Raw genomic sequence first — 21,241 nt, 5'->3', positions numbered from 1 at the left:
ATTCCATGCCCGAAGTAGTCATGCCCAGGCTTTCCGACACGATGGAGGAGGGCGTGCTCAGCCGTTGGCTCAAGAAGGAAGGGGACGCGGTCCGGCAAGGGGACGTGCTCGGCGAGATCGACACCGACAAGGCCACGATGGAGTTGGAAAGCTTCGACGACGGCATCTTGGAAAAGCTGCTGGTCCAGGAGGGCACCACGGTGGCGATCGGCCAGCCCCTGGCGGTGATCGGCGACGGCCACAGCACCGCCCGCCCGGAACCCGCGGCTCCCGCACCGGACAGCATCATCCCTTCGGCTCAGGAGGTCACCTCCCCGGCCGCTTCGAAACCCGTCCCTGCGACGACCGGCGTCCAGCCGGGTGCCGGCTCGCGGCGGCTGCTGAGCTCCCCCCTGGCTCGGCGAGAGGCTGCCCGGCATGGACTAGACCCGGCAACGATCACCGGCACCGGCCCGGGTGGGCGGATTGTGCGCGCGGATGTGTCAGCGGCCATAGCCGCGGCGGAAGTGGACCGGTCACGCCTTGCAGGGCAAGCGCAGCCGACAGACCAGGGCACACAGCCGGTCAGGCCGCCGTCGTCCGTCCCAGATTCGGTGGAGGTCCCGCTGACCCAGGTGCGCAGGGTGACCGCGCGCCGGCTCACAGAAAGCGCGGCCGCACCGCACTTCTACCTGACCGTTGTAGTTGGCGTCGACGCAATGTTCCAATTCCGGAGCGAAGTCAACGAACGGTTCGCGGACCAAGGTATCAAGGTCAGCGTCACAGACTTGGTGGTACGGGCGTGCGCCGTCACACTCAGGTCACACCCGCAGGTGAACTCATCGTGGGCCGGAGACAGGATCCTGGCGCACCGGCGGATCAACATCGGTGTGGCGGTGGCCTTGAACGAAGGCCTGATTGTCCCCGTGGTCACCGGCGCCGATGCCAAGAGCCTGGACCAGATTGCCGCTGAAACCCGGTCCCTGGCGGAAAAGGCCCGCGCCGGGACACTGACCCTGCAGGAATTCAGCGGCGGAACCTTCACCATCAGTAATCTGGGAATGTTTGGCATCGATAACTTCACGGCGGTCATCAACCCGCCCGAGGCCGCCATCCTCGCTGTGGGGGCGGCCACCGAGGAGCCGTTCGTCGAGGACGGGGAGCTGCGCAGCCGGCGCATCCTGAAGATCACCATGACCTCCGACCACAGGGTACTTGACGGGGCCACCGCCGCGGCGTTCCTCAGCGACCTGAAGCGACGGCTGGAGGATCCGCTGCGGATTGTCATCTGAGCTGTGGAATCGCACTGCTTTCCCTGAAGTACGCGGACAGTTTGTCGCCTCATAGCGAGGCCTCCGGGAAGCTGACGGCGGTGTCTCATTTAGAAACCTCCGCAAAAGATTGTGGTTTCGCCAGGTGTTTCCAGGGCGTTTCACCGGCCCGGCCTCTTCGGCCATAGAGAGCTTCCCGAGCTCGTCTGTAAGACACAGGATGTTGCCTCGGAGCTGTGCTGTGCAAGTGCGGCCGGAATGGTGCCAGGTGTTGCGGATGCAATGGGCATCAGGTCATTATTCATCGCCTGTCCCTTTCAGGGGCGGGTGTTCCTCCGCGTGGCCTTTGCGATGCTCCCGACGGACCATCTGCGGACGCCGAGGAGGGAACGACCTTCGCATCCAGGGTCGTACATTTATCTCACTGCTTTGTTCTGGCATCGTCAAGGGCTAAGGCATAGGGCCTGGCCGTGGGGAACAACGAGCCAACCGGATAGGCCATGCCGGTTGCCTTCCCTTGGGGGTAAACTGGCGGCACAGAAGCTGGCCACAGTTTTTACACTTGGTGATCGAGGAGTCGATGGCTGCCTACCCTGTTGAGGGTCGTCCCGATTGGCGAAGAGCCGGGAAACGTCGCTGGCTTACCCGCCATTGGCGTCGGCGCTTCCTTGTCGCGACCGGAACCAACCCGGTTGACCGGTGCCGCCAAGTTACCGCTGGCGACGGGCAAACGCAACACCGGACACCGCAACGGCGCAGTCCCTGGCTTGGCGATCGCTTGGGCGGGATCTGGGCCACCGGGTCTGACGCGCCGCCGCAAGCGGTCAGCTGGCGTTGGGTTCCTAATCTACCCGACACCAGAGAACTCCACCGCGTCGGCGTCCACGCCGCGGCCGATCTGACGCTGCCACACGCACGCCAGCCGCGTGTCCCACGCGGATCAGTCACACAGGGGGCTGCGAGTCCTTTGCCGCCATGAGTGTGACTTTTTCACCACCGGTCCGGCTTGCACCGGCATTGTGACCGCCCAACGGTCCCCCAGTGCCGGTTCGCCGGCCTATCCCGCCACCATTCGTGAACCACCGCGGGCGATACACACACACCCTCGGCCCACTTGGCACGATGCGGACAGGGATGTCACTCCTCGACAGAACGAAAACTCCTCCAGTACGCGAAAGGTATGAACATGAACCCCAATCAGTCCAATACCACGGAACCAAATAGCCCCGATCAGTACGCGGCACTGGGCGCACTGGCCGCCCAGCTGCGCGTTGACTCCATCCGGTGCAGCACCCGGGCCGGATCCGGCCACCCCACCTCGTCGCTGTCCGCAGCGGACCTCATGTCCGTCCTCCTGTCCCGGCACCTGCGCTACGACTGGGACCAGCCGTCACTGGCCACCAATGACCACCTCATATTCTCCAAGGGACATGCGTCCCCACTGCTGTACTCCATGTACCGGGCCGTCGGGGTGATCGGGGAGGACGAACTGGTCAACACCTACCGACAGTTTGGCAGCCGGCTCCAAGGCCACCCCACACCAATCCTTCCCTGGGTGGACGTGGCCACCGGATCACTGGGACAGGGACTGCCGGATGCAGTCGGAGTGGCCCTGGCCGGCAAATATCTCGACAAACTTCCCTTCCACACTTGGGTGCTGTGCGGGGACAGCGAAATGGCCGAGGGTTCTATGTGGGAGGCCCTGGACAAGGCCGCTTACTACAAGTTGGGCAACCTCACCGCCATCATCGACGTCAACCGACTGGGACAGGACGGACCCACCGAATTCGAATGGGACATGAACAGATACGCCCAACGGGTGAAGGCCTTCGGCGCCCACGCCATCATCATCGACGGACACGACCTCACCGCCATCGACGACGCCCTCACCCGGGCGCGCTCCAACCCTGAGCAGCCCACGGTCATTCTGGCCAAAACCATCAAGGGCAAAGGTGTGCCCGAGGTCGAGAACAAAAACGGCTGGCACGGCAAGGCCATTCCAGCGGACATCGCCGAACTTGCCATAGCCGCCCTCGGCGGACCCACCGGCCTGCAGACCACCAGCCCCCTCCCAGACCCCGGGACCCCTGCAATCAGCCCCAACCCCCACGCCGACATCACACTGCCCCGTTGGGAGATTGGGGAGAAGGTCGCCACCCGGGCAGCCTTCGGCGCCGCCATCACCGCCCTGGCCGCCCGGCCCGACGTCGTGGTCCTTGACGGTGAAGTTGGAAACTCGACCCACGCCGGCGAATTCAAGGACGCCGCACCGGAGCGCTTCTTTGAAATGTTCATCTCCGAACAGCAACTCATCGCCTCCACCATCGGGATCTCGGTCCGAGGCTATGTCGCCTTCGCGTCCAGCTTCGCCGCGTTCCTGATCTCCCGCCCCTTCGACTTCATCCGCATGGCAGGAGTGTCCGAGGTCAGCATCAGGCTCGTCGGCACCCACGCCGGCGTTGAAATCGGCCAGGACGGCCCCTCCCAAATGGCACTCGAGGATATCGCCGCCATGCGGGCCGTGCACACCTCCACGGTGTTGTACGCCGCCGATGCGCCCTCCACCGCCCAACTCATCCGCACCATGTCCGACACCTCCGGGATCTCCTATCTACGCGCGACCCGCGGAGCGTATCCGGTGCTCTACGGACCCGATGAACAGTTCCCCATCGGCGGGTGCAAAGTCCATCACGCCGGGCCCGACGACGGCGTGGCACTCATCGGAGCAGGGGTGACCGTGCACGAATGCCTTACCGCCGCCCGGCAACTCGCCGAGGCCGGCATCAACGCCCGCGTCATCGACCTCTACTCCATCAAACCCCTCGACGCGCACACCCTGCGCCGGACCTGTCTGGACACCGGCGGTCGGATCGTCATCGCCGAAGACCACTACCCCCAAGGTGGCATCGGCGCCGCCGTACTCGAAGCACTCGCCAGCCCGGACACGCCGGAGCTGCACATCAAGCACCTTGCCGTCAAAGGGCTCCCCACCTCCGGCACCCCGGCCGAACTCCTCGACGCCGCAGGCATCTCCGCCCGCCACATCACGGCCGCCGCCCGGGAACTGCTCCAAGGAAATCCCTGACTTACTCGGCATGCCTATCGTCGGGTCCCGACACAGGGAGCACAGTGCCTGTAGCGGAGAGGAAATCTAGGTTCGTTAGGTCATGATGGGCGGAAGCTGACCCTTATGTCCCTGACCCGGGTATCCCACCCAACGCAGCGCTATCCCGGCAGATGATGATGATCTCCAACAACAAAGCACCGGCCGCCAGCGGGGGCCCACAGGTCACGGCCGGACTGGCCGGCAGCTCGCACCTTCAAGGTCCGGGGCTGTGAACCCGAGACTGTGCGTCCTGCCCCGCCCCATGCGCGGGGAGGGGAACCGATGAAATAGTATGGGCGAGCCTGGTTGTCGGTGCGCAGATTCCTTATGCCTATCAGGTTCTGCTTGGCGATCGTCGCCCACCCGTTGTCGATGACGATCACACTGTGGTGTGTGGCTGTCGGCTTCTGCGCAGTGGTGCCGTACTTCACCCATTCTCAAGATGTGAGCGGGGCGTTTACGTGGTGCAGTATGTTCCGTGGCGAGGCGATCAACGCCCTGGCCACGGGATGAGCGGTCCGCATTCCATTGGACATGATCTCGCGGTTGAATGCCGATGTGCTTTCCGCACTGGGCGACCCGGGACTCTGAATTGCTTCCTGGATTCCGGCCTTTTAATGTCCAAGACGGGATACGCTCAGGAGCATGGACGCTTCACCGAACGGCCAGCACGAACCCGCAGCGGACAGTGGCGCGGGCGGGCGCAGGGCGAGTTTTCGGGATGAGCTCGACAGCACGCGGTACACCGTGGTGGACGAGGACTGGGCCGGAGGTGTTCCCGCGCAGTACGGTGTTTCCCCGAGGGTCAGGATCGGGCAGGGCAAGTGGTTCAACCTGCTCTGGCTCATACCCATCGGACTGCTGCTGCTGATTGTGGGCATTGCCGTCGCCAAGGGCATCCGCGAACTGCCTGCCGTGCAGGACTTCATGCTCCGCTACCCTGGCACCTCGGAGCAGCCTGACAACGCACCCGTCGGATTCCCCGCATGGCTGGGCTGGCAGCACTTCCTGAACCTGTTCCTGATGATCTTCATCATCCGCTCAGGGCTGACCATCCTCTCCGACCACCCCCGCCTGTACTGGACCAGACACTCAACGCCTGGCAAGGAGTGGTTCCGCATCCAAAAGCCGGTCCCCACGGACCCGCTGTACACCGCGAAGCAGGATTCCATCACACTGCCCAACGGCGTGGGCCTGCCCGGCCGCCGCCACTCCATCGGCCTGGCCCGGTGGTGGCACCTGGGCATCGACACGCTGTGGCTGCTCAACGGCATCATCTTTTACATCCTGATCTTCTCCACCGGCCAATGGATGCGGCTGGTGCCGTTGAGCTGGGACGTCTTCCCCAACTCCCTCTCGGTTGCCATCCAGTACCTGTCCCTGGACTGGCCACTGGAAACCGGCTGGGTCAACTACAATGGCTTGCAGCTACTGGCGTATTTCATCACCGTGTTCATCGCCGCCCCCGCAGCCCTCATCACAGGGTTGGGGATGTCTCCAGCACTTTCCACCCGGTTCCGTGCCATCAGCACCGTCTTCAGCATCCAGGTCGCCCGCTCATTGCACTTCATGGTGCTCTGCTGGTTCGTCCTGTTCATCGTCATCCATGTGACACTCGTGCTGACCACAGGGGCCCTGCGCAATCTCAACCACATGTACGCAGCCCAAGACGCCGAGTCGTGGACGGGTTTCTGGATTTTCGCAGCCTCCATGGTCGTCGTGATCGTCGGCTGGGTGGCGGCCACTCCCTTCACCTACAGGCATCCGCGTGTTGTCCAGAAGGTTGGCTTCGCCCTGATCGGCCCGGCCCAGCGCCTTTTCGAGCACATTGATTCCAAGCCCGGCCAGTACACGGAGAAGGATATTTCCCCGTACTTCTGGCATAACGGAAAATACCCTGAAACCGAGGAATACAAGCAGCTTGAAACCGGCAACTTCGACGCTTACAAACTGCGCATCAACGGCCAGGTGGAAAATCCGGTGGAGCTGGACATGGAACAACTGCGGGCGCTCCCCCACCATGAGCAGATCACCCAGCACTTCTGCATCCAGGGCTGGTCGGGTGTCGCAAAATGGGGTGGCGTCTCCATGCAGACGATCCTCGACATCGCCAAGCCCAGGCCGGAGGCCAAATGGGTGATCTTCTACTCCTTCGCCGCTGGCCCGGACGGAGGAATCTACTACGACGCCCAGCCCATTGAGCAGATGAGCTACAAGCTGACCATGCTGGCGTACGACATGAACGACGAAACGCTCTCGTTCGGCCACGGCGCACCGCTTCGGCTCCGCAACGAGACCCAGCTCGGATTCAAACTCGTCAAGTGGATCAAGGGCATCGAGTTTGTTGAGGACTTCGACGACGTCGGCGGAGGACTGGGCGGCTACAACAACGATCACGAGTTCTTCGGCTACCGCCAATCGATTTAAGTCGGTGAATGCAGCCGCGGGCCGGCCCGCAACCGTCGCCTGCTCAAGGCCACGCTTGGAAAGTCACGGGCTGCCGATCATGGGCCATTGTGGGAAACTTCCCTGCAGCTCCTTAATAGCCTAGTGTCGTGAAAGTGCTGACTCCTGACACCGACATGCCCCAGTTTCCCGTCTTCGGTGAACCGTCCGACGGTTATGTCCGGGTTCGCGGTGCCCGTGAAAACAACCTCAGGAATGTCGACGTTGATGTTCCCCGTGACGCGATTGTCGCCTTTACCGGCATCTCAGGCAGCGGGAAATCGTCTCTGGCTTTCGGGACCATCTTTGCCGAAGCCCAACGCCGATATTTCGAGTCGGTCGCACCGTATGCCCGCAGGCTGATCCAGCAGGGCAACAACCCCCGGGTGGAAGCGATCACAGGCCTGCCGCCTGCAGTTGCCTTGCAGCAGCGCCGTGGCATGCCGAGCACCCGCTCCTCGGTGGGCACCGTGACGACGTTGTCAAACTCCCTGCGCATGCTCTTCTCCCGTGCCGGGCGCTACCCGGAGGGTGCGGGCATCCTGTATTCGGATTCCTTCTCACCCAACACGGTCGCCGGGGCCTGTCCGGAATGCCACGGCCTGGGCACCTCCCACACTGTCAGTGAACAGTTGCTCGTGCCGGATCCGCTTCTCACCATCCGGGAAGGCGCGGTCGCGGCATGGCCGGGCGCCTGGCAGGGCAAAAATTTGCGGGACATCCTCATCCAGCTTGGCTACGACGTCGACATGCCCTGGAACCAGCTGCCCCGGGAGCAGCGGGACTGGATCCTCTATACCGAGGAACAGCCGGTCGTGGATGTCACTCCGCAACGGGACCGCGTGGAAAAACCCTACAAGGGCAGGTTCTGGAGCGCGCGCAGCCACGTCCTGCACACCCTCGCCAATTCCAAGAGCCAGCCGATGCGGGAACGCGCACTGGCCTTCATGCATTCCGGGCCCTGCCCCAGCTGTGGCGGCAGCGGACTAAAACCCGACGCCTTGGCCGTGACTGTCGGGGGACGAAACATTGCCGCGATGAATGTGCTGTCCCTGACAGACCTTGCGGCCGTGCTGCGGGACCTCGGCGCCGCCCACCACGAGGCTGAAGGAACCAGCGAGGCTGTCGCGGCAGCCATTGCCAAGGACCTGCTCCAGCGGGTGTCGGTGCTGCTGGATCTTGGACTCGGCTATTTGAGCCTGGGCCGCGCCACCCCCACCCTCTCCCCCGGTGAGATGCAGCGGCTGCGGATTGCCACACAATTGCGGTCGGGACTTTTCGGGGTCATTTATGTGCTGGATGAGCCGTCAGCCGGCCTGCACCCCGCAGACGCAGAACCGCTGCTGGAGGTGTTGGAACAGCTGAAGTCTTCGGGCAACTCCGTGTTTGTCGTCGAGCACAACATGGACGTGGTGCGACGCGCGGACTGGTTGGTTGATGTGGGCCCCCAGGCCGGCGAGAACGGCGGGCGGGTGCTTTACAGCGGACCGGTGGCGGGCTTGGCGCAGGTGGAGGAGTCCGTGACCCGTCCCTTCCTGTTCGGGGCGAAGCCGCCGTCCGCAACATTCCCGTCCGGCGCATCAGGCGCGTCCGGCGTTGCCGACGGGGGCAGGGACCCGGCCCGCCGCCGTCGGGCTTCCCCAGGCTGGGTGCGGATGGAAGGCATCAGCCTGCACAACCTGACGAATGTTGCTGCCGACGTGCCGCTGGGGATCCTGACCGCGGTCACCGGAGTTTCCGGGTCCGGCAAGTCAACCCTGCTCCAGGTGCTGGCCAAGGCGGCAGGGACCCAAGTGCACACGGCCGATCCGGCGTCGTTGCCGGCGGATGGCGAGGTGACAGCTGTGGAGCCCCAGGAAAGGACGGGCGGTCCGGTTGTGAGCAAAATGGCCGGGATCGATCCCGTGGACCGGCTGGTTCAAGTCGACCAGCGTCCCATTGGCCGCACACCACGGTCCAATTTAGCAACGTATACCGGGCTGTTTGACTCCGTGCGCCGCGAATTCGCGGCAACGGCCGGCGCCCGGGCCCGCGGATTCGGCGCAGGACGGTTCTCCTTCAACGTCGCCGGCGGACGGTGTGAAAGCTGCCTGGGAGAAGGATCAGTGGCAGTTGAGCTGCTGTTTCTGCCCGGCAGCTACGGTCCCTGCCCGGTCTGCCATGGCTCCCGATTCAACGACGAAACCCTCGCGGTGGAATACCACGGGCGCAACATCGCCCAGGTTCTGGCGCTGAGCGTGGATGCGGCAGCAGGGTTCCTGGCCGAGATTCCGGCAGCCGCGCGCAGCCTGGCAACCCTGCGTGAGGTGGGGCTCGGCTACCTGCGTCTAGGCCAGCCCGCGACCGAACTGTCCGGAGGGGAGGCCCAACGCATCAAATTGGCGACCGAACTTCAGCGGGCCCGCCGCGGCCACACCCTTTACCTTTTGGACGAACCAACCACCGGCCTTCACCCCGCGGACGTGCGCCTGTTGTTGCACCAGCTCAACCGCCTCGTGGAAGCCGGAAACACGGTGGTGGTGGTCGAACATGACATGGACGTCGCTGCTGCCGCAGATTGGGTCATTGACATGGGCCCTTCCGGCGGGTCCGACGGCGGCCGCATCATGGCCGCTGGCACACCCGAACACGTGGCGTCGGTCAGCGGAAGCCGAACCGCCCCGTACCTCTCGAGGGCACTGACCCGGTCGGACGGAACTCGCCCGGCAAAACAAGTCCCTTAAAGCCGTTCTACGTAGGTGCGCCTCAGCCATCCAGTGCGGCTGTGAGTGCAGGACCCGCCGGCTCCGCAACATCGGCGATGACGACGGCGGCTGGCAGGCGCGCTCGAGGGGAGGGACGTCGTCGTGGATCAGTAAAACTTGCCACTGCGGCGAGTATCACCAACCCGCCTCTGGAGAAAGGCCGCCTGAGACTGGGTGGGACTAGAACTGTTAGGACGGAGCTTTTGGTAGCGGGTGGTGTGGGACGATCCGGTGTGTAACCTCGCAACATCGTGGACAACGAATCTCCTAACTTCGTAGGCGATGAGTCTCATGGCTTCGTCCCACACCCGCTACCGAAAGCCGCGTCTAAACACCTGAGCGAGCAAGCCGTCACAGGGATGTTGAAACTGGTCACTGAAGCCACTAAACGCAATTGCCCCGATGCCCTTGTGGATCCAGCTGATGCACAGCAATACGTTCTGGAGGAAGGTCCCTGCCTGACCCCATGGGTTACTTGCGAGACCGTGCTGGTTGACGTCGTCGGCCTAGACCCTCGCTGGACCCACAGGTCTGCAAGAGTTGGCGCACTTGAGACAATCGCTTCCATCACAATTTTTATGACGTCAGCTCTGCACTGTTGCGCCGGATCCGGTGAGCTTCCGGGGTCCCACTAGAAGCTCCTTGGTATTTCTGGTGATGCTGGCGTCAGCGGCGCACACGTGCCAGTGCAGACTGACCCCGTCTACCCGATCCTTCAAACATCAGCTAACAGCTCACGGGCCGGACTCAGCCATCCTGTCGCCGTCAGTGTCTCCGTGGGTGACACAACACCACCAGTTTCAAGACCGGTGATGGTGTCACGAGCACACAGGGCAAGCATCTAAAAGGGGCAGCCGGTATGTGGACCTGCTGCCCCTTTTCTTCTCGGGGTCCTGTGGGCCGAGCCGGACATCCTGTGTGTTTACGCTCCTCCGGTCGTCGAAGCGCCGCCCTCTGTGTCATCGGTGTGGATTTCAGTTGTGTCTTCCGTCAGGGGGACCCTGGCGTCGGCCAGCCTGTCCTTGGCCGTTCCCTTGGCTTGGTCAAGCTTGCCTTCCAGCACCTGGGACTTGTCATCGGTGGCCTTGCCAACGGTTTCCTTGATCTTCCCTGTTACCTTGTCCTTGGCTGCATCAAATTTGTCTGCGACACCCATGGCATTCCTCCTGTTATGTTTGCTTTTTCTTCTCCCGCCGAGTCTTCACCGGCGGGGAGTGCCACATGACTGGCACGCGTGGGGCGTCATTCCTTGGCGGGGCCAGCGTCCTCAACATACGTTTTGCCTTCTTCATCAGTCAGGATACGAAAATCCGACTGCGGCGTGTTCGCTCCGGCGTCCGCGGACCGCTTGGTGGGAGGCTCGTCAATGGCTGAGCGCTCCGCGTCTCCCAACACGGCGCCGAGACCTTGGGAGTCCTGCGTGCTCTCCCCCGCTGGAATGTTTTCCCCATGGCCGCGTGAATTCTCCGCTTCCACCGCGGTGCTTTGGCCCTGGCCCATGTTGGCGAACGTGTGCACTCCGGCATGCTGCCAGCTGACATGGACCTTGGCAGAGCCATCATCAGGCGTCTGTACCACGGTCTCAATTTCCTGCTCCGGCGCACCCATCTCCCGCAGCTTCTGCTGGTAGGAGCCCACCAATTCTTCCAAGGACTCCGCGGTCCATTCCCCGGGCCTCATGCGGGTGGAAATTTCTACAGGTTCAGTACTGTCATTCATGTCATCATCCTCTGTTTTGTTCAAGGGAGCCGCCTCGCGCTGCTCCCTTCCCAACTACGATTTGCGTAAAGCCTTGATAAGCTCGGACTTGCGCTTTTTTGAGTATCCCATGAGCCCGATTTTTTTGGCTTCGTCCTTGAGCTCGGGCACGGTCCAGTCTTCATAATCACGTGATTTGCCGCCCTTTCGCCCCACAACCGATCGTCCGTTCTTGGCAGCGGCGTTGGAGATTCTGGCCGCCTTCTGGACCGACGCCCCGTCATCACGGAGGGCTTCGTACATCTCTGGATCCTTCAGGCTGGGGTTGTCCATCTTGGGCATGGTGCGGTTCCTCTCCGTGCAGGGCCGAAACGGGACTAGATGGCGCCAGGCGGCAGGTACGGCGGTGCCCCAACTTCCGGCTCAGGAGCAGGGTCAGTCCGGGCCCGATCTTCCGCATTTGCCTGGACAATCCAATTCGCGGCTGTCTTGATCTTCTCAAGAGCGGATTGTTCCTGCAGCAGATTCTTGCTCAACAATTCAACAGTCCCTGCTGCCCCCAGCGCCTTGGCCTGGGTGATGAGGTTTTCGTAGACCGCCATCTCATGGTGTTCGGCCTCCAATAACGCTGCCAACACGACCGCGTCGACGAGAATCTCGTCCGTTTTCACAATGAACGACTTGGCGTCCTTGGCCAACCCCTTGGTGGCTGGCGAAGGCATCTGGTTAACTTCCTGCCCCAGCGACGCAAAACACCGTTTCAGGTTCTCAATCTGCTGGCGCGTTTCATGGGCATGTTCCCGAAAAATTTCTCTCAGTTCGCTGCGCATGGCTTTCTTTTCCATGTACTCGAGCATTTCGAGGGAATCATATTCCATGGTCAAAGCAGAACCCAGCTTGTAGCTGAAGATTTCTTCTGGAGTTGTGAAGTGTTCAAACATGGTTTTTCCTCCGCATTCGCGTTGGTACACGTAGTGCAACATTCCAGTGACGCAACGATGCCTCAGGCACCGCCACAGCTGGCACCGCCAGGGCTCCATGGGCCGATGGCTGCATCCGCCACTCCGACTCTAACGAGGACCAGTGGAAATATCTACACCCTCTGCGGTGGGCTGGCGGCGGCCCAGCGGCATCACTCGCCCAACGCGGTTGCCAATGCCATGGACGCGTCGTAGCAATCTCGCTAGCATGAGAAATACCCCGGAACTTGAGCAGATAAGTGCGGCGCACGTTCCACCGAAATGGGCCCGCGAGCAGAACTCATTGATGAGAGGGAACACACATGAACGAACAACAGCCCACCGAACCACAGCCAGTGGTTCCGGGACCAGTCCCGGGGACTCCGCAACCCGATTTCCCGGCGGATCCCACCGAACCAGCTGTCCCCAGTGAGCCTCCGACGCCTGTACCGGAGCCCAACACGCCCGGGCATCCGGATCCCTTCTTCCCAACGCCTCCTCCGGTTATTTAATCATCATCAACGACTGCCCCCGGAACCGCGCTGGGTCCCGGGGACAATTGTGTACGCTCAAGTACGTAAAACAAGCCAGCAGATTCCAGTGAATAGCGGCCTGATTGCGGATCAGCCCTGCGGAGGGCCCTGAGCGTTGCCACGGTGGCAGCGAAAGCCTGAACCGACCCCGGCTTCCTGCAACAGGCGCTGCAGGGAGCCGGGGTCTCGCTCATGACGTTCCGCACGTCGAGACTGTGGGGTTGAACGACGATCCTTCGCTTTCCAACGTCATCGAGGATCATGCGGATCAAATCCTGCTCGACGTCCCAGGCCCCTTCCACCCGTTCATTGTGCAAGGGTGCTAGCTAAATCTCAGCGCCACGCATGCTGTAGCGCACCTAGCACGCCAACCGTCCGGAGACGTAGCCCTCAGATTGTGACAGTGCCAAGTTGCGAACAAGGGCTAGGGCTGACATCCCCGCCAGGCCTGCCTCACCAAGGAAAATCATGGTTTCAGGCCTTCGACGTTGGATCCAAGGCGTGCTCATTTTTCAAACTCACTCGGCCCCGTGAACGCTAGTCCAATTCACGCCCTCCGGCGGCAATGCGCTTCACCAACCCTGTGCCCGATGCGGGCGTCGCCAATCATCACGGCTGCAGTCTCCGGCCTGAACGCACTGGTGCGCACTTCCAACTACTGCTGCAGCCGCCGCCGAGCAATACTGAACGACAGGCAATACGTCAACCGCTCCCACGGGAACGCCGAGGAGCCCGCTTTGACACACTATTTAGGGAATTCCTAGCCCGCCAACAAACAACCGCCCAAGTTCTCAACGACAAGCATCTTGGTATTTCATATGAATATTCTCTTTGCCGTGGAAAAGACAGCAGCAGCCCTTGTCACCGGGTCTGCATCGATCGTCGCGGAGGCCGCACATTCCTAGACCGACACGGCAACCTGATCTTCCTTATGGTTGCAGCTCGGAAGTCTGCAAAGCCCAACGACGCCGCACACCCCACGGGCCATGGCATGGCAGCCTTCGTATGATCGATGTTTGCCGCGTTTGATTTGTTCATGGCAGGCGCTGCCGAATCCATCATGCACGCGATCCAGCAACTCTTTTCCCCTGAACCAGCCGCGGACTTTGCCATGGCGTATATGGTGCTGGCACTAGCGTTTCTGCTCGAGCGGGCCACCTTCGCCCCAGCCTTGCGCCAAGTTCGTCCGGCAGCCCCGAAACAAGCCCGCCCTGACCTTGACCAAGTATTGAACAGTTCCAACACCACCATGAGGTCCGCTTTCGCCGGCAGTGTGGCACACCAACCCTCCGGCTCGGGCATACCCAACTCCATCGGCTCCAGGGCATTGGGGCTGCTGTTGGGGGCTCATCGCCGTCATCCTCATCCCAAAGAACAGGCGCTTCCTGGTTGGCCAGGCCGCCACGGCCGAACGCTGGCAGTCCGTGGCGCAGCAGCTCGTGGACCGTACGGAAAGCGTCCGCCTGGCCTACCTGCACCTGGAGTTTGCCGGACCAAACAGACTGTACCTGACGGCCATCTTCGACCTTGCCGGGGACAGCATCGAATCGGAAGTGGCCGTCAGGCTGCGCGCCATAGAGCGGCGCATTGCAAGCCACGAGTGCGTTCAAGAGGCACTCCTGACGCTCGCCACCGCGGTGGGCCTTCGCTGGGTTTCCAAGCCTTTTCTACGGTGCGCACAATCCGTCACGTCCGCCCGGACCCGGCCGCCTAGACCTCAGCCGGGTGCTGCTCCAAAGCAACAACGGCCTTGCGGGCCAACCGTTGGGTTACCACTTGGATGACGGCACCCGTTACGGCCGTGACCAGGGCGAACACGAGCACTCCCGGCAAAGGGTTTCGGAGGTCATCTGCCTTCTTGGGTGGTTCATGCCCGGCGCCTTTTCGCCACCCTACTTCCAGGGCCTTGCGGGCGGCGGCACCGGCTGCCACACTGGCGCCGAGGCTCAGTAATTTTATGAGTATTTTCATTGCAGGGTCTCCAAAATCTCGCAGGAACTTTAAGTATCGCCCCTCTCCACCGTGACCAACAGGGTGGGCTTCCGCAAGCGGCTGTCAGTGGTTACAGTGAGAGCAACGGGCCGCGGACTAAACGGTGGACATGCCCCATGGACCGGCGCCGAGACGGCGAAACTGCTTCTACAGCGGTCTCCGGCCCCGGAGAGGGGCACTGCACCCGTTACCAGGGCTACAGGCCGAGGCTCCGGGCACGAAACTTCCGAATGAGCGCATCAAAGCAATAACTAAGGAGATCATCATGAACAGCGACGAAGCCACCAATCCGGAACATCGCCGGGAACCAGCCGAGGCCGGCTACGGTTCACCGACCCCGGAACAAGAGATTCCCGAGGGTGCTGCAACCAATCCTGGCTCCCCCGACCCCACCCTTGGCCAAGAAGACGATGAAGCAGCGCTGAACGACGACAAGAGTTTAGGGGCACCTGACCGAAACTTTTTCGAGAATGAAGACGCGGGCAGCGATGGCGAACCAGGTGCCGGGCGTCTGGGCGGCACGGACGATCAGCTGCGCGAGGAACTCTCCCGCTCGGATGCCGAGGCGGCTCCGGTAGGCCCCGCCGATGCGACACCGCATGAAGCGCCATCCACGGAAGCCCCTCTGGAGGAAGGAAACTCCGGTCCCACGAGATCGGAGCGTGAGTCGTTTTCCTCTGAGTCGGACGAAGACGCCTCCGGTGCCCCGGCGTAACCTCCCATGAGGAGCGGCCCGTCCAGATGCTGCCTACGCCGCCCTGGCCGACCTACTCAATTTCTCGCGGGTCGTAATTTGATCCTCCGCATATCGCAGGAGGTGTTTCCATGATGGACGCCCCCCATCTAGGCCCGAGCCACTACCGCCCCTGGACCGGACGCCCCCGCCGGGTCCGGCGACCGCAGCCATGGAGGCCCCCATGAACCTCAACTATTCGACCTGGTCGGGTGCCCTGAACTGCGGAAGTACCTCTACGGCGGCCCCCTCCGGGGTGAACTATTCTCAAGGTGGACAAGCCGGTCAGTGTTGGCTCGCGCCAACTGACGGCTACGCCAGCACAGTGGTGTCGTACTGCCTGCACATCGCAGCAACCTGCCCTCGTTCAAACTACGCAATGACACGCGCATTAACATAGGAATACCTGGCAATGGCAGGGGTGTTGTGAAGCCATTCGGAGGCTTCGCGGATGGCAGAGGTAACGGCCATCAGGTGACATTGTGCCGGAACGTTGAGAGCGTGCCAGCGAGAGTGCCGCCACCACCGTGCCCTGCCCTGCCAGGTAGGGAAATCCTTGGCGGTGAACCCGGCCCCGGCGGCCCTGCCAACGGAGGCATTGACCTCCGAGTCGGCGATGGGCTGCCAGTTTGCGGCGGCCGGACATCACTGGGCTGCTGAGCGCAGGTGCATGACGCGGGGTGTGGGACATGGAGTCGACGTAGCCCCCGGCAAGTCGTCGGACAAATGCAGGTCCCACGCACCTACCGACCGCGGAACACCAACCGCAATTCCCAACCTGGCGCATGCACATGGCGCCGTTGCAGCGTGGTGGTGCCAAAGGACCCGTTTTCATCGGCATACGCCGCTCCTGCCACCCGCAGCCCGGCCCGGTCCATCAATCGGACGGCTGCGACCAACGCACAGCGTCTCGGATCCCGCTGCTGCTTGAGATCACGCGTGACTATCCTGCGCAGGGCGGGCAGGCTCTGGGCGAATGCTAGGGACCGGATGAACTTTTCGCCGTCCCGCAGTGCCCGTCAGCACCACGATCCGAGCCAGCAGTGCAGTGGACGTCACGCGCCACCCGATGCAGCTGCCCTGCCATTGGGTCCCCCTCCTGCTTTGGGTAGTCCCGCGCACCTCATGCGATCCTTTGCAGTTGCTAAGGCTGTGGCATGAACCGCTCCCAGACGCGGTGTTTTGCCAGCAACCTTGCCAGGCCCTCGACCACTTCCCCGGGGTAGCCGTGCACTATTCCAGGAGCGGCGGCGTCCACGCCGGCTGCCGCCAGCACTTCCCCAGCGCTGCCCCACCCGCCGATGGCCTTGGCATGCCGGAAGGCCTCTGCTACCAGCACTGCCACCCTCGGGTCCGGGCCGGTCCGTTCTTCCGTTGCCAGCACGACGGCGTCAAACTCCACCGAGCGGGCGGTTGCGTAACTCCTCTGTACAGCTTCGCCGGTTCCGGCCAGTGTGCCGGCGATTGGCGCGACGATCAAAGCCAACATGCCGGCAGCGGTGATGGCCTCGCGGGCCTGCAACACCTGCTCGGGATCACTGGCGGGGTCCGTCACAATGCCGATGACCCGGCCCTCTACCGGCCAGCTGTGGCCCAGCTGCGACACTGCCGGGCTGGGGGTCTGATCGGTGGGAGGTTCCGCCGCTTCCGGCACCGGCAATCCCAGTTCCTCTGCAACGGTCCGACACAGCTGGGCATCAATGTTGGCCAGGGCGGCCAGCTGCCGCTCGCGGATTGTTTGTTCGTAGCACTTGCCCAGTTCGAAAGCGTAGGCTCCGGCGACGTGCCCTTGTTCAGTGGCCGTCAGGCTCCGGTAGAACAAGGTTGCCTGGGAAAAATGGTCGCTGAACGTCGCCGGGTTGGCCCGCTCCTTGGTCCCGGCCTCCACTGCCTGGGGAAAGTCAATGAAGGCGGAGGAGTCCAGTCCGGCGCTGAAGGGACAGCCGCCGTCCAGCGAGTTTGGCTTGTACGGAGCGACGCCTGCGTAATCTGCGCTTTGGTGCATGCCATCACGCAACATGTCATTGACCGGTGCGTGCGGCCGGTTGATGGGCAGCTGGCCAAAATTGGGTCCCCCCAAACGGCTGATTTGGGTGTCCAGGTAGGAAAACAACCGTCCCTGCAGCAGCGGATCGTTGCTGACATCAATGCCGGGGACCAAATGTCCGGGGTGGAAGGCCACCTGTTCCGTCTCGGCAAAGTAGTTCTTCGGATTGGCGGTGAGCGTCATGCGACCCAGCATCTGCACGGGCGCCAGCTCTTCGGGCACAAACTTGGTGGGATCCAACAAGTCAATTCCTTGATACATTTCGTCCTCGACGTCGGGGAAGACCTGCACACCCAACTCCCAGGACGGGAAATGACCCGCCTCAATGGCGTCTGCCAGGTCACGCCGGTGGAAATCGGGGTCCACACCGTTCACTAGCTGCGCTTCTTCCCACACGAGCGAGTGCACGCCCAAGGCGGGCTTCCAATGGAACTTGACCAACGCCGTCGAGCCTGCATCGTTAATCAGACGGAAAGTATGAACGCCAAAGCCCTCCATCATGCGGAAGGAGCGGGGAATGCCGCGGTCGGCCATGAACCAGAGTGTGTGGGCCTGGGCCTCGGTGTGCAGGGACACAAAGTCCCAAAACGTGTCGTGGGCGCTTTGTGCCTGGGGGATCTCCCGGTCCGGGTGCGGCTTGGCCGCGTGGACCACGTCCGGAAACTTGATGGCATCCTGGATGAAGAATACCGGGATGTTGTTGCCGACCAGATCGAAGGTTCCTTCCTCGGTGTAGAACTTCACGGCGAAACCGCGCGTGTCCCGCACAGCGTCGGCAGAGCCGCGAGACCCCACCACTGTCGAGAAGCGAACAAACACCGGCGTCTCCACCTCGGGGGCCAGAAACCCCGCCCGGGTCAGTCCGGAGCCGGTCCCGTAGGACTGGAAGACGCCATGGGCGCCCGCACCGCGCGCGTGCACCACACGCTCCGGGATGCGCTCATGATCAAAATGGGTGATCTTCTCCCGCAGGTGGTGATCTTGGAGGAGGATGGGGCCACGCCGCCCCGCCTTAAGCGAATGGTCCGTATCCTGCAGCCTCGCCCCTTGGGCCGTGGTCAGGTAGTCGCCGCTCTGGCTCCGTGACCCCTCCGGCTCGCCGGTAGGCGTCCCCGTGGGGGAAACCAGTTCCGGCCCGTGCTGGTCGGGCTTCGGCGGCAGAGGCTTGCGCGGCTCGGTTGGCTCCGCAAACGACGGTGGTTCGGCGGACGGTGCCCCGGGAACGGGCGGGCTGGGATGTGCCATGGTTCCTCCCACAGGATGAAGTGGATTGCGTTGACACTTCCAACCTTGGACGCGTCAGCGGGAATGGTCAAGGGTTTGTTGGGCCGTGAAAGCCGGAGGATCGCCGCCGTGGAGGGGTGTGCGGGAATAAAAGTTCGCCGAGGTGGGCGCGGTTGGGTGCAGCAGGGTGCCCGCAGGAATGACGACAGCATGTACCGTGGTTTCCGCCGTGCATCCCGGCTGAATTGGAGACGTCAGTGTTGACCTTCGGCATGGAGGAAGAGTTTGTCGTTCTGGATCCCGCAACTTTGGCCCCGGTCCAGGTGGCCCCGGCGACCCAGCGTCGACTTCTGGCGGCCGGCTACGCTGCTGCCGTGGTCCATCGGGACATTCTTTCAGTCCCGAATTGAGTTTGCCGCCCCCGTTTTCCAGACCGGGGACGCTGCCGCAGCCGCTCTCGACGCATTTCGGGCCGCCCTGCTGGCCGCCGCCACGGAACACGGCGTGTTGGTCGCCGGAACGGGGACGCCGTTCCAGAAATCACCGGCACCCATCGTGACCGAGGGCCTCCCTTCATGCAGCATTGCGGGCCACGTGGGGCGCTCAGCGGTGAGCATGAAATCAATGGCCTGCACGTCCATACGGGCATTCCCGACCAGGAGAGCGGCGTCCACGCCTTGAACGCCGACCGCCGCTGGCTGCCGACCCTGTTGGCCATTTCCGCCAATTCCCCGTTCTGGTGCGGCAGCGACACCGGGTTCGCCAGCTGGCGCGCCATCCATTCAAGGCGCTGGACGACGGCGGGATGCCCACCCTGGTTTGCTGACGCGGCGGACTACCGTGCCCGGGTTGCAGCACTCATGGGGATCTGATGCGCGCCGGCCCCCGGCGCCATTGCGTGGTACGCACGGCTGTCCGAACACCAGCCCACTCTCGAGTTCCGCGTCGCCGACGCACAGCTCGAGCCGTCGAGATCGGTCCTGCTGGCTCTTCTGTGCCGGGCTTTGGTGGCCGGGCCTATGGCTCCGGCACCAAAACAAATAGCCACCCCGCACCCGGATTTTCTCGAGGCGGCCCTGTGGCATGCAGCCCGGTACGGGCTCGGTGCACAGCTGATCCACCCCGTGCGGCAAACCCTTGTGCCGCCCTCCAAGGTGGTTGCGGCACTGCTGGAGTTCACGGCTCCGACCTTGGATGCGGCCGGGGATCGCCGGGCCGTGACAGCCATGGTCCAGGGCTTGCTGGCAGTGGGGACTGGAGCCGGGCAACAGCGCGGGAGCTACGCCGACGGCGGCCGCGCCTCCCTCGCGAAGCTTATTGTGCAGCGCACTCCCAGCTGACCTGACCGGGTCTTGACAGGCGCGATTCGTGACCGTCGCGGCATCGCTGGGTCCAGGCATACACTTGCCCCGGCGGTGACAGCTGACGTGGGTGAGGAGTCATTGACGGGGCAAGGTCCGTGCGCTGCTGGCTCCCGGCCGGCGTTAGGTTGAGGACGTGGCCGGGCCGGCGGGTGTGGCACCCCCTTCATCGGTCCAGTCCTGACCCGCTTCGTCATTGAGCGCAGGATCCGATTCAACATCCTGCGCATCCTTGGACGGCACCGTTGCTGGTCCGTTCTGCATTCCTCCATTAATCACAGAACCGGTGCCGACTCCATTGCCGGCACTGTCGGCGTTATTGGCGTTGTCTCCGCTATTGGCGTTGTCTCCGTTGCCGGAGGCTTCGTGTGATTCCTTGTCCTGCATCTCTTGCTCCTTTTCTGGGGCCGCTGCCGCATCCGTCTCGCGATTCGCGGTCCCACACGTTGAAACGTCATGCTGGTGCCCCGGCCGGGCACTATCTACTATTTCTTGGCCTTGCCCGCAGCGCCCTTCTCCGTGGGCGCAGCGGTGTTGCTCAACACCCCTGCGTCATTTTCCAGATGGGCCCGCATGAACCACTGGAAGAGCTCCAGTTTGGCGGTGTGGCCAATCAGCATGTCTTCCGTCACCGGGTCCAGCTCGCCGGTGGCCGCAATGGCATCCCGGTGGCTTGAGACGACGCCGTCATACACACGGTCCAACGCCGCCAAATGCTCCAGCGTAGCTGCCCGCCCCAGACTGTAATCGTCCCAACTGCGATCTCTCACCAACGCTCCGGGGAGACCATTGGGAGAGCGGCCCAGCGTGGCGATGCGTTCTGCCGTCTCGTCGATCATCCCCCGGACAAGCTCAATTTGCGGGTCCAGCATCGTGTGAACACCAATGAAATCACGGCCCACCACGTTCCAGTGTGCATGCTTGAGCGTCAATTGAAGGTCATTGAGGGCATGGAGCCTGTCCTGCAGGATGGTTGCCACCTGGTGCCCTTCCTTGATGGAAAGCCCGGGAACAGTAAAATTTGCTGTGGAAGTCTTCTTGGTAGCCATGGGAACTCCTCTCGAAATCGGTCGATCTGCAACGACCGTCGTATCCTCCACGCTAACGATCAGACCACGACCGCGCCAGTCCCCCTGCACCCTGAACGCG

At 62.8% G+C, this 21,241-nt stretch carries 17 protein-coding genes; 8 read left to right on the top strand and 9 right to left on the bottom strand.

Annotation, left to right across the window (positions count from 1 at the left end; translation table 11 throughout):
- The first annotated feature begins 5 nt into the window (after positions 1 to 5).
- The 4 genes from art_RS01620 (at position 6) to art_RS01600 (ending at position 9,524) form a co-directional block, all read left to right on the top strand.
- Complete coding sequence (locus art_RS01620) at positions 6 to 1,271, top strand: dihydrolipoamide acetyltransferase family protein (RefSeq protein ID WP_173425213.1); 1,266 nt, start codon at positions 6 to 8, stop codon at positions 1,269 to 1,271.
- A 1,165-nt stretch (positions 1,272 to 2,436) separates the two neighbouring features.
- A complete protein-coding gene (locus tag art_RS01615; protein WP_082000046.1) occupies positions 2,437 to 4,335 on the top strand; it encodes a transketolase in 1,899 nt (632 codons plus the stop codon).
- Positions 4,336 to 5,001: 666 nt separating this feature from the next.
- Positions 5,002 to 6,783, top strand: a complete 1,782-nt coding sequence (locus tag art_RS01605; protein ID WP_082000045.1) for a molybdopterin-dependent oxidoreductase — start codon at positions 5,002 to 5,004, stop codon at positions 6,781 to 6,783.
- Between the two features lie 155 nt (positions 6,784 to 6,938).
- Positions 6,939 to 9,524 (top strand): excinuclease ABC subunit UvrA, encoded by a 2,586-nt coding sequence (locus art_RS01600; protein WP_052136862.1) that lies wholly within the window; start codon positions 6,939 to 6,941, stop codon positions 9,522 to 9,524.
- 943 nt (positions 9,525 to 10,467) lie between these two features.
- On the opposite strand, the gene art_RS01595 is transcribed toward art_RS01600, so the two are convergent.
- The 5 genes from art_RS01595 to art_RS01570 all read right to left on the bottom strand — a co-directional run bounded on the left by art_RS01595 (position 10,468) and on the right by art_RS01570 (position 14,706).
- Positions 10,468 to 10,701: a CsbD family protein gene (locus tag art_RS01595; RefSeq protein WP_038462122.1), complete on the bottom strand. Its 234-nt coding sequence runs from the start codon at positions 10,699 to 10,701 to the stop codon at positions 10,468 to 10,470.
- An 86-nt stretch (positions 10,702 to 10,787) separates the two neighbouring features.
- Positions 10,788 to 11,264, bottom strand: coding sequence for a hypothetical protein (locus art_RS22765; RefSeq protein WP_253901433.1), 477 nt, complete (start codon positions 11,262 to 11,264; stop codon positions 10,788 to 10,790).
- Positions 11,265 to 11,318: 54 nt separating this feature from the next.
- On the bottom strand, positions 11,319 to 11,585 hold the full coding sequence (locus art_RS01585) for a Rho termination factor N-terminal domain-containing protein (RefSeq protein WP_038462120.1): 267 nt from the start codon (positions 11,583 to 11,585) through the stop codon (positions 11,319 to 11,321).
- Positions 11,586 to 11,620: 35 nt separating this feature from the next.
- On the bottom strand, positions 11,621 to 12,184 hold the full coding sequence (locus tag art_RS01580; RefSeq protein WP_052135889.1) for a ferritin-like domain-containing protein: 564 nt from the start codon (positions 12,182 to 12,184) through the stop codon (positions 11,621 to 11,623).
- Positions 12,185 to 14,445: 2,261 nt separating this feature from the next.
- Complete coding sequence (locus art_RS01570) at positions 14,446 to 14,706, bottom strand: DUF4235 domain-containing protein (protein WP_038462116.1); 261 nt, start codon at positions 14,704 to 14,706, stop codon at positions 14,446 to 14,448.
- A gap of 286 nt (positions 14,707 to 14,992) precedes the next feature.
- Between art_RS01570 and art_RS20725 the strand changes: the two genes are divergently transcribed.
- A complete protein-coding gene (locus art_RS20725; RefSeq protein ID WP_052135887.1) occupies positions 14,993 to 15,442 on the top strand; it encodes a hypothetical protein in 450 nt (149 codons plus the stop codon).
- A gap of 761 nt (positions 15,443 to 16,203) precedes the next feature.
- Here art_RS20725 and art_RS23210 read toward each other — a convergent pair.
- Both art_RS23210 and art_RS01560 read right to left on the bottom strand, forming a co-directional pair.
- On the bottom strand, positions 16,204 to 16,416 hold the full coding sequence (locus tag art_RS23210; RefSeq protein WP_367643780.1) for a hypothetical protein: 213 nt from the start codon (positions 16,414 to 16,416) through the stop codon (positions 16,204 to 16,206).
- A gap of 188 nt (positions 16,417 to 16,604) precedes the next feature.
- Positions 16,605 to 18,752, bottom strand: a complete 2,148-nt coding sequence (locus art_RS01560) for a catalase (RefSeq protein WP_038462114.1) — start codon at positions 18,750 to 18,752, stop codon at positions 16,605 to 16,607.
- Between the two features lie 236 nt (positions 18,753 to 18,988).
- Between art_RS01560 and art_RS22000 the strand changes: the two genes are divergently transcribed.
- The 3 genes from art_RS22000 (at position 18,989) to art_RS20710 (ending at position 20,071) form a co-directional block, all read left to right on the top strand.
- Positions 18,989 to 19,141: a hypothetical protein gene (locus art_RS22000; protein WP_157875091.1), complete on the top strand. Its 153-nt coding sequence runs from the start codon at positions 18,989 to 18,991 to the stop codon at positions 19,139 to 19,141.
- 165 nt (positions 19,142 to 19,306) lie between these two features.
- Positions 19,307 to 19,603 carry a glutamate-cysteine ligase family protein gene (locus art_RS20715; protein ID WP_082000042.1) on the top strand — a complete coding sequence of 99 codons (297 nt, stop codon included), beginning with the start codon at positions 19,307 to 19,309 and terminating at the stop codon, positions 19,601 to 19,603.
- Between the two features lie 147 nt (positions 19,604 to 19,750).
- Positions 19,751 to 20,071: a hypothetical protein gene (locus tag art_RS20710; RefSeq protein WP_052135884.1), complete on the top strand. Its 321-nt coding sequence runs from the start codon at positions 19,751 to 19,753 to the stop codon at positions 20,069 to 20,071.
- Positions 20,072 to 20,215: 144 nt separating this feature from the next.
- Here art_RS20710 and art_RS01550 read toward each other — a convergent pair whose 3' ends face one another.
- On the bottom strand, positions 20,216 to 20,479 hold the full coding sequence (locus art_RS01550; protein WP_038462111.1) for a hypothetical protein: 264 nt from the start codon (positions 20,477 to 20,479) through the stop codon (positions 20,216 to 20,218).
- A 98-nt stretch (positions 20,480 to 20,577) separates the two neighbouring features.
- Complete coding sequence (locus tag art_RS01545) at positions 20,578 to 21,141, bottom strand: Dps family protein (protein ID WP_038462109.1); 564 nt, start codon at positions 21,139 to 21,141, stop codon at positions 20,578 to 20,580.
- Between the last annotated feature and the right edge of the window lie 100 nt (positions 21,142 to 21,241).

This window comes from Arthrobacter sp. PAMC 25486, from assembly GCF_000785535.1.
Lineage (GTDB): Bacteria > Actinomycetota > Actinomycetes > Actinomycetales > Micrococcaceae > Specibacter.
Note: the sequence above shows the minus strand (reverse complement) of the source record. Positions and strands in the feature narration are given on the sequence as shown.